We start from the raw sequence: 13,564 nt of genomic DNA, 5'->3' as shown, positions 1-13,564 counted from the left end.
ATGACCTGGGCGGATCAACCTTTGAAATTACAGTCAAACCTGCGACTTCTCACGCAAACGGGGCCGGTCAGGGCCGTCTATTGCTGGAGGATACACGGCATCGCTCGCACGCGGCGCCGTTCGTCTTCTACCGGTGACGGAACGCCGGGACAATATGCCCGCGCCTGCCCGATGACAGGAGGCCCGCACGGGCACAAAAAAAGGCCGGGGACTGGGCCCCGGCCTCTTCGGTCGTTTCAATCGAGCTTGATCACCGCGGCGGCGGCATCCCCGCCAGCTCCGCTTCTTCCGGATCGTCGATCCCACGCCCCACATGGCTGCGCTGGCGGCTGTAGAGGAAGTAGATCAGCAACCCGATCACGCCCCAGCCCGGCAACACCAGCATCGCCACCAGCGGCAGGTTGAAGAACAGGAACAGGCAGCCGACGATCGTCAGCGGCGCGACCACCCAGGCGAACGGCGTGCGGAACGCGCGCTTGCGGTTTGGCTGGACCTTGCGCAGCACGAGCAGCGCGATCGCCACCATCATGAACGCATAGAGCGTCCCGGCATTGGCATAATCCGCAAGCTGGCCGACCGGTAGGAACGCCGCCGCCAGCGCGACCGCGCACCCCGTGATCATCGTCACGATATGCGGGGTCTTCCACTTCGGATGGACCTTGCTCCAGGCGGCCGGCAGCAGCCCGTCACGGCTCATCACGAAGAAGATGCGCGTCTGGCCGAACAGCAGCACGAGGATCACCGAGGGCAGGGCGATGAACGCGGCATAGCCGAGCATGTTGCCGATCGGGCCGAAGCCGATCTGGCGCAGAACGTGGGCGAGCGCCTCGTTCGAGCAGACCAGCTTGCCGGCATGCTCCGCCATCGCGCATTGCCGCGCGAGTTCTTCCGACCCGGTGGGGAAGGGGATGCCGTTCGGGCCCATGATCGGCTGGCCGCCGATCGTCCCGATCGCGCCCGCCGCGACGACGATGTAGAAGATCGTGCAGAACACCAGGCTGCCGATCAGCCCGATCGGCACGTTGCGCTGCGGGTTCTTGGTTTCCTCGGCCGCGGTCGAGACCGAGTCGAAACCGACATAGGCGAAGAAGATCGTCGCCGCCGCGCCGACCGCGCCGACTCCGGTGCCGAAGCCGCCAAACAGGCCGGCGGGAAGGAACGGATTGAACTGCGCGGGGTCGATCCGCGGCACCGTCAGGAACATGAAGACAAGCAGCGCGGCGATCTTGATCATCACCAGCACCGCGTTGACCTTGGCGCTCTCGCTCGTGCCGATCACCAGCAGCCAGGTGACCAGGAAGGAAATCACCACCGCGGGCAGATTGATCAGCCCGCCGGGCGCGCCGCCGAGCGCGAGCGGCCCCGCCGAAAGATACGCCGGCAAATGGATGCCGAACGTATGTTGCAGGATCGTGCCGGAAAAATAGCCCGACCACCCGACCGCGACCGCGCTGGCGGCGACCGCATATTCGAGGATCAGCGCCCAACCGACCGTCCAGGCGAGGAATTCGCCCATGGAGGCATAGGTATAGGTGTAGGCGGACCCGGCCACCGGGATCATCGCGGCAATCTCGGCGTAGCAGAGCGCGGCCACGATGCAGATCGCGCCTGCGATCGCGAAGGCCAGCATCAGGCCAGGACCGGCCTTCTGGGCCCCGGCCGCGGTCAGCACGAAGATCCCCGTGCCGATAACGCACCCGATCCCGAACAAGGTCAGCTGAAACCAGCCGAGCGAACGGTGGAGCGATTTCTTCTCAGCAGTCGCAAGAATGGCGTCGAGAGACTTGATACGCCCAAATAACATGCGGTGAATTCTCCCGGGAGTTCAGCGGGCTTGTTGCCGCGCAATGATTGTGCGCGAGCCTAGCTGCAAATGGCCCCCGCGCAAGAGCCTTAGCGCGCGAGCATCGGCCCGAGCGCGTGCCCGGCGAAGATGTGGACGTGCAGATGCGGGACTTCCTGCAGCGAATCGGGTCCGGCGTTCGCCAGCAGGCGGTAGCCGCTCGTCACCAGCCCCGCCTCGCGCGCCACTGTGCCGACGGCGCGGACGAAGCCCGCGATCTCTGCGTCGGTGCCGCGCGCGCTGAAATCGTCCCACGAGACATAGGCGCCCTTGGGGATGACCAGGATGTGCGTCGGGGCCTGCGGGTTGATGTCGGGGAAGGCGATCGCGAACGCGTCTTCGTACAGGCGCTGCGCCGGAATCTCGCCGCGCAGGATCTTGGCGAACACGTTCTGGTCGTCATAGGGCAGGGTGGCGTCGACGGGCATGATGCTCTCCTCAGGGATTGGCGCGCGCGGCCTTTTCGGCGATTCCCGAGACACCCTCGCGCTGCGCGATCTCGGCGCGGACGTCGTCGAGCGTCACGTCGCAGTCCGCCAGCAGCACGAGCAGGTGAAACAGCAGGTCGCTCGCCTCTCCGACCAGCGCAGCCTTGTCCTCGGTCAGCGCGGCGATGACGGTCTCGACCGCTTCCTCGCCGACCTTCTGCGCGATCTTCCTGCGGCCTTTGCCGAACAGGCTGGCGGTATAGGAAGTCGCGGGGTCGGCACCCTTGCGGGCAAGGATCGTCGCGGCGAGCGTATCGATGGGGTCTTCGGCCATGCGGTCCGGGCTGGCGTAGTTGCGCCTGCGCGTCAATCCTTGGGCGGGCGCTTGAGGAAGCGCTTGCGCAACGCGCGACGCACGATGAACACGCCGAACGCCGCGAGCACGAACAGCGCGATGTCGGACAGCGCTGGGCCAGTGCGCGGGGTGGCGACACCGCTGTGCGGGAGGGCGGTGGCGTGCAGGCGCGATGGCATGGTCACGACCGCAGCTGAAAACGTTGCAAGTGCCGCACCACCGCGGCGGAGGCCGGGGCGGAATAGCGCAGGGTTCCGAAGGGCGGATCGCCACCTCCTTATCAGGCGCTTTGCCGTTGAGCCCCGGCCTGCGCCGGGGTGGTTCCGCGACGATGGCCTCACGCCACCGGCCGCCGCACCGCAATCCCCGCCGCCGCGAGCGCGGCATGCGCGTCCGCGATGCTCGCCTCGCCGAAGTGGAAAATCGACGCCGCGAGCACGGCGCTCGCATGCCCCTCGGTAATCCCGGCGACGAGATCGGCGAGCCCGCCGACGCCGCCGCTTGCCACCACCGGCACGCGAACCTTGTCGGCGATGGTGCGGATCAGCGCGAGATCATAGCCACCCCGCGTCCCGTCCCGGTCCATCGACGTGACGAGCAACTCGCCCGCGCCCAGTTCCGCCAGCCGCAGCGCGTGCGCGACCGCGTCGATCCCGGTGGCGCGGCGACCGCCGTGGGTGAACACCTCCCACCCGTCGCCCACGCGCCGCGCATCGACCGAGGCGACGACGCACTGGCTGCCGAAGCGGTCCGCCATCTCGCCGACCAGCTCGGGCCGCGCGACCGCCGCGCTGTTGACCGCGACCTTGTCCGCGCCCGCGAGCAGCAACGCGCGCGCATCCTCGACCGAACGCACCCCGCCGCCGACGGTGAGCGGCATGAAGCATACCTCCGCGGTCCGCCGCACGACGTCGAGGATCGTCCCGCGCGCCTCGTGGCTTGCGGTGATGTCGAGGAAGCAGAGCTCGTCCGCGCCCGCCGCATCATAGGCGCGCGCTTGCTCGACCGGGTCGCCCGCATCGCGCAGTTCGACGAAATTGACGCCCTTGACGACGCGGCCGTTCGCCACGTCGAGGCAGGGGATGACGCGTGCGCGGACGGTCATGCGAAAAAGCCCCTCCCCTTTAGGGGAGGGGTTGGGGTGGGGGAGTCCAGCAAAGCTACTCCTCGGTGAGACACAGCCCCACCCCTAGCCCCTCCCCTGAAGGGGAGGGGAAAGCGTAGTACCCCCCTCACGCCGCCTTCGCCACGGCCAGCGCCGCCGCCAGGTCGAGCCGGCCGTCATACAACGCCCGCCCCGTGATCACGCCCTCGACCCCATCCCGGTTGTGGAGCGCCAGCACATGGATCTCGGCAATCCCCTTGACCCCGCCACTCGCGATCACCGGGATCCGCACGTTCCGCGCCAGATCGACCGTCGCCTCGACGTTGCAGCCCTTGAGCATCCCGTCCCGCCCGACGTCGGTGAACAGCAGCGCCGCGACGCCCGCATCCTCGAACCGCCGCGCCATGTCGATCACCTCGACGCTCGAGACATCCGCCCAGCCCTTGGTTGCGACGAACCCGTCGCGCGCATCGACCGCGACGACGATCCCGCCCGGGAAATCGCGCGCGGCCGCGCGCACGAGCTCAGGATTATCCAGCGCCGCCGTACCGATCACGACGCGCGACACGCCCAGGTCGAACCACCGTTCGATCCCCGCACGATCGCGAATCCCGCCGCCAAGCTGAACGTGCCCGGGGAAGCGCTCGACGATCGCGCGGACCGCATCGCCATTGACCGATTCGCCCGCGAACGCGCCGTCGAGGTCGACGACGTGGAGATGCTCCGCGCCGGCATCCGCGAACAGCATCGCCTGCGCGGCGGGGTCGTCGCCGTAAACGGTCGCGCGATCCATATCGCCCTCGGCGAGGCGGACGACCTGGCCACGCTTGAGATCAATGGCGGGGAATACGATCAGGCTCATGCAATCCTCGTAACAATCTGCTTCGTCACCCCGGCGAAGGCCGGGGCCGCCAGGCTATCGGTCACCCCGGCTGCGCCGAACGCAACGGCCCCGGCCTTCGCCGGGGTGACGGGTGGCGTCACGGTTGCCACGCGAGAAACCGTTCGAGCAGCGCCAGCCCGTAGCGTTGGCTCTTTTCGGGATGGAACTGGACGCCCAGCATATTGTCCCGGCCGATCGCCGCGGTCACTGGCCCGGCATGGTCGGTGCCTGCGATCACGTTCGCGCCCTCGAACGCGTAGGAATGCAGGAAATACGCTTCCCCCGGCACGATCAGCGGATGCGCGACGCTCGGCACGACGTCGTTCCATCCCATGTGCGGCACCTTCGCGGTCGAATCGGCAGGCGCGAGATGGCGCACCGTACCCTGAATCCAGCCAAGCCCGGCGTGGGTGCCGTGCTCTTCGCCGGTCTCCGCCATCAGCTGCATGCCGACGCAGATCCCGAGGAACGGGACGCCATCGCGCCGCACGCGCTGTTCCAGCGCCTCGACCATTCCCGGCACCGCCCGCAGCGCCGCGGCGCAGGCGCCGAACGCGCCGACGCCGGGAAGCACGATCCGGTCGGCACGCGTCACCGCGTCGGCATCGGCGGTGATCAGAATGTCGGCGCACCCCGCCGCCTTGAGCGCATTGGCGACCGAATGGAGGTTGCCCGCGCCATAATCGATCAGCGCGAGCGTCATGCCAGCAACGCCGCGATCTCGGGCGCGGCGAAGCTCGCGTTGAACTGGATCACGCGCGCGGTCGCGACTCCGCTGGTGACGAACGGATCGGTCGCGGCGAGCGCTTCCGCCTCGGCCTTGCGCCCGCGCGCGACGATCACCCCGCCGGTGCGCGGGTCCTGCCGCCCGGCAACGAGGAACACGCCCTCCGCAAAGCCTTTCTCAAGCCACGCGACATGCGCCTTCAACTGCGCATCCACCGCCTCCAGCGACTCGCCATACTCAAGCAGGATCAGGCACAACGGACCGTCGGCGCGAAACCCGCCCGCCATGTCAGAGCGTTCCCTTAGTGCTCGGGATCGCATCCGCCTTGCGCGGGTCGATCTCGACCGCCTCGCGCAGCGCGCGCGCGACGCCCTTGAACGCGGCCTCGGCGATATGGTGGTTGTTGCTGCCGTACAGCGTCTCGATGTGCAGCGTGACGCCCGCGGTCTGCGCGAACGAATGGAAGAAATGTTCGAACATCTCGGTGTCCATCTCGCCGAGGCGCTTCTGCGAGAATTCGGTCTTCCACACGAGATACGGCCGCCCGGAAATGTCGATCGCGACGCGGGTCAGCGTCTCGTCCATCGGCGACAGCGCGTCGGCGTAGCGGCGGATCCCGCGCTTCTCGCCCAAGGCCTTAAGCACCGCCTCGCCGATCGCGAGCCCGGTATCCTCGACCGTATGATGCTGGTCGATATGGAGATCGCCGACCGTCTTGACGTCCATGTCGATCAGCGAATGGCGCGCGAGTTGTTCGAGCATGTGATCGAAAAAACCGACTCCGGTGGAAACGGTGTAACGGCCGGTGCCGTCGAGGTTGACGGTGACGTCAATCGAGGTTTCGCTGGTCCGGCGGGAGATGGTGGCGGTGCGCATGCCCTTCCCATAACGCTTCTTTGCACCCGTGCAATCTTGACCCGAAAGCAAAGGGCGCTACCCAAGGGCGCATGAGCGATGGTCTTCCCGATAGCCTGATTCCCTATGACGATATCGTCCAGGAGGCGCTGCGTGCCGTGGTGGGCCGCGTGCTCGGTTCGGTCGCCGAAAGCGGCGGTCTGCCGGGCGAGCACCATTTCTACATCACCTTCAAGACCCAGGCCCCCGGCGTCGACATTCCGACCCGGCTGATGGAGCGCTTCCCCGACGAGATGACGATCGTCATGCAGAACCGCTATTGGGATCTGCTGGTCGACGAGACCAAGTTCTCGGTCGGCCTGAGCTTCAACCAGGTGCCGTCGAAGCTGGTGATCCCCTATTCGGCGATCACCGGGTTCAGCGACCCCGCGGTCAATTTCGAGCTGCGCTTCCAGGCGGCGGAAGGCCCCGAGGGCCCCGACCCGCATGACGAAGCCGAGAATGACGGCCCGACCGCAACCCCGATCGAGGACGGATCGAACGTCGTCGCGGTGGATTTCAAGCGCAAGAAATAAGCCCTCCGGTCCCCGCTGATGGGAGCGGGGGCATTGGAGACTGGCGATGACCGACACCCGTACCGAAACCGATTCGCTCGGCCCCGTCGAGGTTCCGGCGAGCGCCTATTGGGGCGCGCAGACGCAGCGCTCGATCGAGAATTTCCCCTTCCCCGCGACCGAGCGGATGCCGATCGCGATCGTCCATGCGCTCGCGATCGTCAAACAGGCCGCCGCGCGGGTGAACCGCGCGCACGGGCTTCCCGAGGACATCGCCGGACAGATCGAGTCGGCCGCCGCCGAAGTCGCGGCGGGTGCGCTCGACGACCAGTTCCCGCTGGTCATCTGGCAGACCGGGTCGGGCACGCAGACCAACATGAACGTCAACGAAGTGATCGCGGGCCGCGCCAACGAGCAACTCATGGGCACGCGCGGCGGCAAGACGCCGGTCCACCCGAACGACCACGTCAACAAGAGCCAGTCGTCGAACGACAGTTTCCCGACCGCGCTCCACATCGCCGCATCGATCGGCGTCACGCAGCGGCTGTTCCCCGCGCTCGACCGGCTGCATGCAGCACTCGACGCCAAGGCGCGCGCGTGGAGCGGGATCGTCAAGATCGGGCGGACGCATCTGCAGGATGCCACGCCGGTCACGCTCGGGCAGGAATTCTCGGGCTACGCCAACCAATTGTACCGCTGCCGGCGGCGGATCGACCCGGCGGTCACGCATGGCACCAACCGGCTCGCGCAGGGCGGGACCGCGGTCGGCACCGGGCTCAACGCGCCCAAGGGCTTTGCGCGCGACATCTGTCTGGTCATCTCCGAGATCACCGGTCTGCCGTTCCACCCGGCGCAGAACCCGTTCGAGGCGCTCGCGTCGAACGATCCGATCGTCCAGTTGTCGGGGACGCTCAACACGCTTGCGGTCGCGCTGACTAAGATCGCCAACGACATCCGCCTGCTCGGTTCCGGCCCGCGCTCGGGGCTGGGCGAGCTGCATCTGCCCGAAAACGAGCCGGGCAGCTCGATCATGCCGGGCAAGGTCAACCCGACCCAGTGCGAGATGCTGACGATGGTCGCAGCCCAAGTGATCGGCAATCATCAGGCGATCACGATCGGCGGCTTGCAGGGGCATCTCGAGCTCAACGTGTTCAAGCCGATGCTCGGCGCGGCATTGCTCCGCTCGATCGATCTGCTCGCGGTCGCGATGGAGAGTTTTGCGGAGCGCTGCGTCGAGGGGATCGAACCCGACGAGACGCGAATCGCCGAGCTGGTCGATCGCTCGCTGATGCTCGTCACCGCGCTCGCGCCCGAGATCGGCTATGACAATGCCGCGAAGATCGCCAAGCATGCGCATCACGAGGGGCTGACGCTGCGCGCGGCGGGGATCGCGCTCGGACTGGTGGACGAGGCGACGTTCGACCGGCTGGTGCGGCCCGAAACGATGGTCTGATCTCCGGTTTCCCTCCCGTCACCCCGGCGAAGGCCGGGGCCGTCTGGTTGTCCGGGCGCAGCGGGACGTCCGGGCGCGCGACATCGCCGGTTTTGCCCCCGAACATGGCGGCCCCGGCCTTCGCCGGGGTGACGGGCGTGGGGCCGGCTGCCGCCGGCGCAGGAGCCCGCGTGGAACCAACGTCGCGCCCGAACGCTACCTGCCGCACCACAGGAGACAATCATGAGCGTAACGACCCTTATCGGCGCAGCCATCGGCGCCGCCATCGACGGTTCCAGCGGTGACGACAGCAGCGTCGACGGCGCGATCGAGGGCGCGATCGCGGCCAAGGTCATCACCGCCGTCATTCCGCTCGCGCTGACGTTTGCGACCGGCTGGCTCGTCCTGCGCGGCATCGGCAAGCTCAAGGCCGAGGTGTTCGGCGCGGAACCCGCGCAGCGCTAAAACGCCGGACGGGTTGACGCACACCCTATGGCCGCGCCACTAGCGGCCATGCCCGACCATCGTTCTTCGCAGCCCAAGAGCTTCAAACGCCGCGGACTGATGTTCGTCCTGTCCTCGCCTTCGGGCGCGGGCAAGTCGACGATCGCCAATCGCCTGCTCAGGGAAGAGCATAACAAGCTCAAGATGTCGGTGTCCTACACGACCCGTCCGATGCGAAAGGGCGAGGTCGAAGGGCGCGATTATCATTTCGTCGACAAGGAAACCTTCCGTCACATGGCGGAAGACGACCAGTTCCTCGAATGGGCGCGCGTGTTCGACGAACGCTACGGCACCCCGCGCGACACCGTGTTCAAGGATCTCGAGCACGGGCAGGATATCCTGTTCGACATCGACTGGCAGGGCGCGCAGCAATTGTTCCAGCTTGCGGGCGGCGATGTGGTGCGCGTGTTCATCCTGCCACCGGGGCTGAAGACGCTGCGCGACCGGCTCGAGAAGCGCGCGACCGATTCGCAGGAGGTCATCGACCGCCGCATGGACCGTGCGCTCGCCGAGGTGAGCCATTGGGACGGGTACGATTACGTTCTGGTCAACGACGATCTCGATGACTGTTACGAGTGCGTCCAGACGATCTTGACCGCGGAACGGCTCAAGCGGTCGCGCCAGCGCGGGATGATCGGGTTTATTCGGCGCTTGCCGGAGAAGTAAGGATTGTTTGGGGGTTTGGCGTGTCCTTTCCCCCCGCCGTCATTCCCTGCGAAGGCGAGACCTCTGCTAAAGTTGGGTCACGGACCGTTATTTTCTGTTTTCCCGCGACGGCGGGAACCCAGAGCCAAGCAGAACAACGGCTTGCAGTTCTCGCGACTCCTGGACTCCCGCCTTCGCGGGAGAACACCGAAGGTTTCGCAGAGGTCATGCTTCCGCGGGGATGACGGATAGGGGGCGGGATTCCCGGTAATCAGCCCGCCAGCAACTCCAGCATCCGAACGCCGCCACCGAAGTCGCGCCGCCGCGCTGCGATGCCCGCCGCGGCGAGCGGGTCGCGGCCCCAGCGTTCCGCCTGATACTCCTCGTCGAGCGTCACTGCGTCCCACACCTGTTCCGCGCTCGCCGCGCGCTCGGACAAGGCGAGCGCCGCGATCAGCGAGCCGCCGATCGTCACGACCGGCGACAGCGCCGCCAGCGTGAACGCATCGCGCGCCGCGATCGCGTCCGCCAGCCGCGTCAGCGTCAGCGGAGGCTGCGCGCGGTGCAATATCCCGGTCGCTACCTCGATATGCACGTCGTACCGCGCGCGCGCCCAGTCGAGCAGCGGGTCCCACGCCGCCGCCTGCCGCGCGACCAGATCCTCGGGTGAATCCGCCCGATAACAGAGCAGGTCGCTCTCGCCATAATGGGCGAGGCCTTGTGCGAACAGGATCGGGTCAGGCCCGACCCGATCGATTGAGGCATTGCCCAGCCCGGTCAGCGGCATCGCGCGCGGGTCGATCTCAGCCCCCTCTTCGACCGAACGCCATTCTTCGGCAACCGCCTCCGCCAGCGCCTCGGTCGGCAGCACGAGCGGCACGCGCCCGGGCGTCCGCAGCGGGCGGTCGTCGAGCCGGATCCCGCGCTCGGCATCGACCGCGACCTCTTTCCAGAACCGCTTCATGGTTGCTCCGGACTCCGCCAGCGTCGCGCGAGCGCGCGCGGGACGATCGCGATCAGCAACAGCGCGGAGATCACCAGCGCCGTGCCGATCACCTTGGGTACAGGCGATTGCGCGCGGGCGATCAGAACCAGCCCGAGCAACGCGCCGGCCACGCCCAGCAGGCGCGTGCCGAGCATCGCGAAATAGCGGTTGCGCGCAAGCGTATCGGGGTCGGTCATCGCTGTTCCATCAATCCGGGGAGCGCGGCGACCGTCTCCGCGACCGCATGCGCGCCCGCTTCGGTCAGTTCCTCGGCGGGGTGATAGCCCCACGCCACCCCCAAAGCACGTGTCCCCGCCGCGCGTGCCATCAGCATGTCGTAGCTGGTGTCGCCGATCATCACCGTCGTCTCCGGCACCGCGCCCGCATCCGCCATCGCGGTCTCGATCATCGAGGGATGCGGCTTGGAGGGGTGGCGGTCGGCAGTCTGCAGCGTGATGAAATGCGCGGCGATCCCGTGATGCGCGAGGATATGCGCAAGGCCGCGGTCGGACTTGCCGGTCGCGACGCCTAGCTTCCAGCCTTCGCCCGCGAGCTGGTCGAGCACGTCGAGAATGCCGTCGTACAGCGGCTCGGCGCTCATCGCGCCCGAGGTGCGCATCTTGAAGAACGCCGCCTTGTAATCGTCCGCCAGGCTGCGGTGCAGTGCGGGGTCGCCGTCGGGCAGCAGCATCTGCATTGCTTCGACCAGGCTCAGGCCAACGATCCGGCGGATGGCGCTGCGGTCGGGTGCCACGAGGTTCGCCTGCGTAAACGCGGCTTCGACCGAGCGGCAGATATTGTCCTGGCTGTCGACCAGTGTGCCATCGCAATCGAACAGCGCGAGGCGGGCGGGGGAGGGGAGGGCTGTCATGAGATATTTCCTTCCCCGGCGAAGGCCGGGGCCCGGTCGTGCTGGCGGATGGGGCGCATGCTGCGTTCGATGCCGATGGACGGCGCGACTGGGCCCCGGCCTTCGCCGGGGAAGGGCGCGAGGGGGTAGGACCGGCTGCCCATCATACGTTCCGCATCCAGTGCGCGATCCCACGCCGACCCGCCGCTTCGACGCCATCCGCCGCCGCAAGCCGCGCGGCGTCCGGCTTGTTCTGCCCGAGCTTCAGCGTGCCGCGCCACGCCTGCACGGTCAGCGTGAACCCGAGGATGCCGCGCGTCATCCGCTCGAACAGCGCCGCGTCCATCTTGTCGCGAGTCCACGGCGTCTTGGGCGCGAGCCGCTCCTCCTGCAGCGCCGAGACGCGATCGACTTGCTCGACCAGCCCGTCGTGATCGAGCCGCGCGATCCGGCCTTCCAGCTCGACCGCGACATAATTCCACGTCGGCACCTGATCGGGGCCAAGCCCGTACCAGTCCGGGCTGACATAACCGTCCGGCCCCTGCACCACGAACACACCCGTAGCACCGTCCAGATGCCGCGCGATCCCGTTGCCGCGCGAGACATGGAAAGCGAGCGTCGCGTCGTCGTTCCATACCACCGGGACATGCGCCACGCGCGGGCCATCGGGCGTCGCGACGAACAAAGCGCCGAAGCCGAGTTCGCGCACCAGCGCGCGCATCGCATCGCGGTCTTCCCAGCGAAAGGCCGGATCGGGATGCATCAGGTCCGCAGCGCTTCCATACCTTCGTGCTCCCGCGCAGGCAGGAGCCCAGCGTCACGGACGCGGCGCCTGCAACTCTGGGCTCCTGCCTGCGCAGGAGCACAAGCGCTTCCCCCCCGAATCACGTCGCCGAACCGCGCCGCCGCCGTTCGCCCTTGCGATCCTTGCGGAAGGTCTTGGCGTGCTGGCGCGCTTGCTGCTTCTTCACTTCGCGGCTCGGCGGCGGGGGCGATTCGAGCGGCATCATGTTGCCGAGCATCTCGTCGAACCCGAGCTGCTTGAGGCTCTCGGAGAAATGCGTCGGCAATTCGGCCTGGACGTCGATCGCGCCGCCATCGGGGTGGTCGATCCGGATCCGGCGCGAATGGAGATGCATCTTGCGCGAGATGTTGCCGGTCAAGAACGCGGCCTGCCCGCCATATTTTCCGTCACCGACGATCGGATGCCCGATCGCCGCGAGGTGGACACGCAACTGATGCGTGCGCCCGGTATGCGGGATCAGCTCGAGCCACGCGGTCGTCGTCCCCGCCATCTCGATCACGCGGTAGCGCGTGCGCGCGGGGCTGCCTTCCTTCTCGTCGACATGCATCTTCTCGCCGCCGGTGCCGGGTTGCTTGGCGATCGGCAGTTCGATCATCCCGTCCTCGATCGACGGCACGCCGACGACCAGCGCCCAATAGGTCTTCCGCGCGGTGCGCGAGGAGAAGGACTTGGAGAAATACGCCGCCGCGCGCGCGGTCCGCGCGATCAGCAGCGCGCCGCTCGTATCCTTGTCGAGCCGGTGGACCAGCTTGGGGCGGCCCTCCATGTCGTCCTGCAACGCATCGAGCAGGCCGTCGACATGCTCGATCGTCTTGGTCCCGCCCTGCGTCGCGAGACCGGGCGGCTTGTTGAGGACGATCGCCTGCGCATCGCGGTGGATCACCATTTCCTGCGCGAAGGTGATCTCGTCTTCGCTGAGCGGCGGACGCTCGCGCTTTTGCGGCGCGTCGATGCGGACCGGCTCGGCCGGGGGAACGCGGATCGCCTGGCCGGCGACGACATGGTCGCCCGGCTTGGCGCGCGCGCCATCGACGCGGAGCTGCCCGGTGCGCGCCCATTTGGCGACCGTGGTGTAGCTCGTGTCGGGCAAATGCCGCTTGAACCAGCGGTCGAGCCGGATCCCGTCATCGTCGGGCCCCACGCTGAACTGGCGTACGTCGCTGGTCGCCTTGCTGGGCTTGTCGGGAGTCTTGGTGGTCATGCTGCGATCCGGGTAAGCCAGAGGCCGGCGAACAGCGCCAGCACCGCGCCGAGGACCGACGCAAGGACATAGCCGAGCGCGGTCATCCACGCATCGCGCTCGACCATCGTCACGACCTCGAGCGAGAAGGAAGAAAAGGTTGTAAAGCCGCCGAGAACCCCGACGCCGAGCAACAGCCGCGTATTCTCATTGCCGCCGACACGCGCGAGCATGCCCATCAGCACGCCCATCGCGAACCCGCCGATCAGGTTGACCGCAAGCGTACCGTAGGGAAAGATCGGGCCGAACGCGGCAACCGCGCCACGCCCGACGAGATAGCGCGCCGCGGTGCCCAGGGCACCACCCGCCATGACGAGAAAAAGCTGAACCATTGCGGCTGCGTTAGCGCGGAA

The 13,564-nt window shown here is 67.6% G+C and carries 19 protein-coding genes; 4 read left to right on the top strand and 15 right to left on the bottom strand.

The annotated features are described in order from the left end of the window. Positions 1-250: 250 nt before the first annotated feature. The 9 genes from L8G49_RS13340 to hisB all read right to left on the bottom strand — a co-directional run bounded on the left by L8G49_RS13340 (position 251) and on the right by hisB (position 6,217). Positions 251-1,804 carry an amino acid permease gene (locus L8G49_RS13340; protein WP_242138561.1) on the bottom strand — a complete coding sequence of 518 codons (1,554 nt, stop codon included), beginning with the start codon at positions 1,802-1,804 and terminating at the stop codon, positions 251-253. 89 nt (positions 1,805-1,893) lie between these two features. Further along, complete coding sequence (locus L8G49_RS13335; protein WP_242138562.1) at positions 1,894-2,271, bottom strand: HIT domain-containing protein; 378 nt, start codon at positions 2,269-2,271, stop codon at positions 1,894-1,896. A gap of 10 nt (positions 2,272-2,281) precedes the next feature. After that, positions 2,282-2,605 (bottom strand): phosphoribosyl-ATP diphosphatase, encoded by a 324-nt coding sequence (locus L8G49_RS13330; protein WP_242138563.1) that lies wholly within the window; start codon positions 2,603-2,605, stop codon positions 2,282-2,284. Between the two features lie 32 nt (positions 2,606-2,637). Further along, positions 2,638-2,805, bottom strand: coding sequence for a hypothetical protein (locus L8G49_RS13325; protein WP_242186299.1), 168 nt, complete (start codon positions 2,803-2,805; stop codon positions 2,638-2,640). A 158-nt stretch (positions 2,806-2,963) separates the two neighbouring features. Next, positions 2,964-3,731 (bottom strand): imidazole glycerol phosphate synthase subunit HisF, encoded by a 768-nt coding sequence (hisF, locus tag L8G49_RS13320; RefSeq protein WP_242138565.1) that lies wholly within the window; start codon positions 3,729-3,731, stop codon positions 2,964-2,966. Positions 3,732-3,858: 127 nt separating this feature from the next. Beyond that, a complete protein-coding gene (gene hisA / locus L8G49_RS13315) occupies positions 3,859-4,593 on the bottom strand; it encodes a 1-(5-phosphoribosyl)-5-[(5-phosphoribosylamino)methylideneamino]imidazole-4-carboxamide isomerase (protein ID WP_242138566.1) in 735 nt (244 codons plus the stop codon). Positions 4,594-4,711: 118 nt separating this feature from the next. Then, a complete protein-coding gene (gene hisH, locus L8G49_RS13310) occupies positions 4,712-5,317 on the bottom strand; it encodes an imidazole glycerol phosphate synthase subunit HisH (RefSeq protein WP_242138567.1) in 606 nt (201 codons plus the stop codon). Further along, a complete protein-coding gene (locus L8G49_RS13305) occupies positions 5,314-5,628 on the bottom strand; it encodes a YciI family protein (protein ID WP_242138568.1) in 315 nt (104 codons plus the stop codon). Before L8G49_RS13305 ends, hisH begins: the two co-directional genes overlap by 4 nt. Before the next feature lies 1 nt (position 5,629). After that, the gene (gene hisB, locus L8G49_RS13300; protein WP_242138569.1) at positions 5,630-6,217 is read right to left on the bottom strand and encodes an imidazoleglycerol-phosphate dehydratase HisB; all 588 of its coding nucleotides are present in this window, start codon (positions 6,215-6,217) and stop codon (positions 5,630-5,632) included. 71 nt (positions 6,218-6,288) lie between these two features. On the opposite strand from hisB, the gene L8G49_RS13295 reads away from it, so the two are divergent. The 4 genes from L8G49_RS13295 (at position 6,289) to gmk (ending at position 9,352) form a co-directional block, all read left to right on the top strand. Next, positions 6,289-6,771: a ClpXP protease specificity-enhancing factor SspB gene (locus L8G49_RS13295; protein ID WP_242138570.1), complete on the top strand. Its 483-nt coding sequence runs from the start codon at positions 6,289-6,291 to the stop codon at positions 6,769-6,771. Positions 6,772-6,817: 46 nt separating this feature from the next. Then, a complete protein-coding gene (fumC, locus tag L8G49_RS13290) occupies positions 6,818-8,203 on the top strand; it encodes a class II fumarate hydratase (RefSeq protein WP_242186296.1) in 1,386 nt (461 codons plus the stop codon). A 222-nt stretch (positions 8,204-8,425) separates the two neighbouring features. Then, positions 8,426-8,647, top strand: coding sequence for a hypothetical protein (locus L8G49_RS13285; RefSeq protein WP_242138572.1), 222 nt, complete (start codon positions 8,426-8,428; stop codon positions 8,645-8,647). 48 nt (positions 8,648-8,695) lie between these two features. Continuing rightward, entirely contained in the window at positions 8,696-9,352 is a 657-nt protein-coding gene (gene gmk, locus L8G49_RS13280) for a guanylate kinase (protein ID WP_242138573.1), read from the top strand. A 250-nt stretch (positions 9,353-9,602) separates the two neighbouring features. On the opposite strand, the gene L8G49_RS13275 is transcribed toward gmk, so the two are convergent. The 6 genes from L8G49_RS13275 to crcB form a co-directional block, all read right to left on the bottom strand. After that, positions 9,603-10,295, bottom strand: a complete 693-nt coding sequence (locus L8G49_RS13275) for an ATP12 family protein (RefSeq protein WP_242186295.1) — start codon at positions 10,293-10,295, stop codon at positions 9,603-9,605. Continuing rightward, complete coding sequence (locus tag L8G49_RS13270) at positions 10,292-10,513, bottom strand: hypothetical protein (RefSeq protein ID WP_242186293.1); 222 nt, start codon at positions 10,511-10,513, stop codon at positions 10,292-10,294. The genes L8G49_RS13275 and L8G49_RS13270 overlap by 4 nt, the downstream gene beginning before the upstream one ends. Further along, the gene (locus L8G49_RS13265; protein ID WP_242138576.1) at positions 10,510-11,187 is read right to left on the bottom strand and encodes an HAD-IA family hydrolase; all 678 of its coding nucleotides are present in this window, start codon (positions 11,185-11,187) and stop codon (positions 10,510-10,512) included. Before L8G49_RS13265 ends, L8G49_RS13270 begins: the two co-directional genes overlap by 4 nt. Before the next feature lie 142 nt (positions 11,188-11,329). Next, on the bottom strand, positions 11,330-11,929 hold the full coding sequence (locus L8G49_RS13260) for an FMN-binding negative transcriptional regulator (RefSeq protein ID WP_242186292.1): 600 nt from the start codon (positions 11,927-11,929) through the stop codon (positions 11,330-11,332). Between the two features lie 121 nt (positions 11,930-12,050). After that, on the bottom strand, positions 12,051-13,172 hold the full coding sequence (locus L8G49_RS13255; RefSeq protein ID WP_242186291.1) for an RluA family pseudouridine synthase: 1,122 nt from the start codon (positions 13,170-13,172) through the stop codon (positions 12,051-12,053). Then, positions 13,169-13,543, bottom strand: a complete 375-nt coding sequence (gene crcB / locus L8G49_RS13250; RefSeq protein ID WP_242138579.1) for a fluoride efflux transporter CrcB — start codon at positions 13,541-13,543, stop codon at positions 13,169-13,171. The genes L8G49_RS13255 and crcB overlap by 4 nt, the downstream gene beginning before the upstream one ends. Positions 13,544-13,564: the final 21 nt, after the last annotated feature.

The sequence above is a fragment of the Sphingomonas sp. CARO-RG-8B-R24-01 genome (assembly GCF_022662295.1).
Lineage (GTDB): Bacteria > Pseudomonadota > Alphaproteobacteria > Sphingomonadales > Sphingomonadaceae > Sphingomonas.
This window is presented reverse-complemented; position numbering and strand designations above follow the sequence as displayed.

Bases quoted from the DNA above. Each gene is read 5' to 3' on its own strand.
- L8G49_RS13340 (WP_242138561.1), bottom strand. From the start codon at position 1,804: ATGTTATTTGGGCGTATCAAGTCTCTCGACGCCATTCTTGCGACTGCT.
- L8G49_RS13335 (WP_242138562.1), bottom strand. From the start codon at position 2,271: ATGCCCGTCGACGCCACCCTGCCCTATGACGACCAGAACGTGTTCGCC.
- L8G49_RS13330 (WP_242138563.1), bottom strand. From the start codon at position 2,605: ATGGCCGAAGACCCCATCGATACGCTCGCCGCGACGATCCTTGCCCGC.
- L8G49_RS13325 (WP_242186299.1), bottom strand. From the start codon at position 2,805: ATGCCATCGCGCCTGCACGCCACCGCCCTCCCGCACAGCGGTGTCGCC.
- hisF (WP_242138565.1), bottom strand. From the start codon at position 3,731: ATGACCGTCCGCGCACGCGTCATCCCCTGCCTCGACGTGGCGAACGGC.
- hisA (WP_242138566.1), bottom strand. From the start codon at position 4,593: ATGAGCCTGATCGTATTCCCCGCCATTGATCTCAAGCGTGGCCAGGTC.
- hisH (WP_242138567.1), bottom strand. From the start codon at position 5,317: ATGACGCTCGCGCTGATCGATTATGGCGCGGGCAACCTCCATTCGGTC.
- L8G49_RS13305 (WP_242138568.1), bottom strand. From the start codon at position 5,628: ATGGCGGGCGGGTTTCGCGCCGACGGTCCGTTGTGCCTGATCCTGCTT.
- hisB (WP_242138569.1), bottom strand. From the start codon at position 6,217: ATGCGCACCGCCACCATCTCCCGCCGGACCAGCGAAACCTCGATTGAC.
- L8G49_RS13295 (WP_242138570.1), top strand. From the start codon at position 6,289: ATGAGCGATGGTCTTCCCGATAGCCTGATTCCCTATGACGATATCGTC.
- fumC (WP_242186296.1), top strand. From the start codon at position 6,818: ATGACCGACACCCGTACCGAAACCGATTCGCTCGGCCCCGTCGAGGTT.
- L8G49_RS13285 (WP_242138572.1), top strand. From the start codon at position 8,426: ATGAGCGTAACGACCCTTATCGGCGCAGCCATCGGCGCCGCCATCGAC.
- gmk (WP_242138573.1), top strand. From the start codon at position 8,696: ATGCCCGACCATCGTTCTTCGCAGCCCAAGAGCTTCAAACGCCGCGGA.
- L8G49_RS13275 (WP_242186295.1), bottom strand. From the start codon at position 10,295: ATGAAGCGGTTCTGGAAAGAGGTCGCGGTCGATGCCGAGCGCGGGATC.
- L8G49_RS13270 (WP_242186293.1), bottom strand. From the start codon at position 10,513: ATGACCGACCCCGATACGCTTGCGCGCAACCGCTATTTCGCGATGCTC.
- L8G49_RS13265 (WP_242138576.1), bottom strand. From the start codon at position 11,187: ATGACAGCCCTCCCCTCCCCCGCCCGCCTCGCGCTGTTCGATTGCGAT.
- L8G49_RS13260 (WP_242186292.1), bottom strand. From the start codon at position 11,929: ATGCATCCCGATCCGGCCTTTCGCTGGGAAGACCGCGATGCGATGCGC.
- L8G49_RS13255 (WP_242186291.1), bottom strand. From the start codon at position 13,172: ATGACCACCAAGACTCCCGACAAGCCCAGCAAGGCGACCAGCGACGTA.
- crcB (WP_242138579.1), bottom strand. From the start codon at position 13,543: ATGGTTCAGCTTTTTCTCGTCATGGCGGGTGGTGCCCTGGGCACCGCG.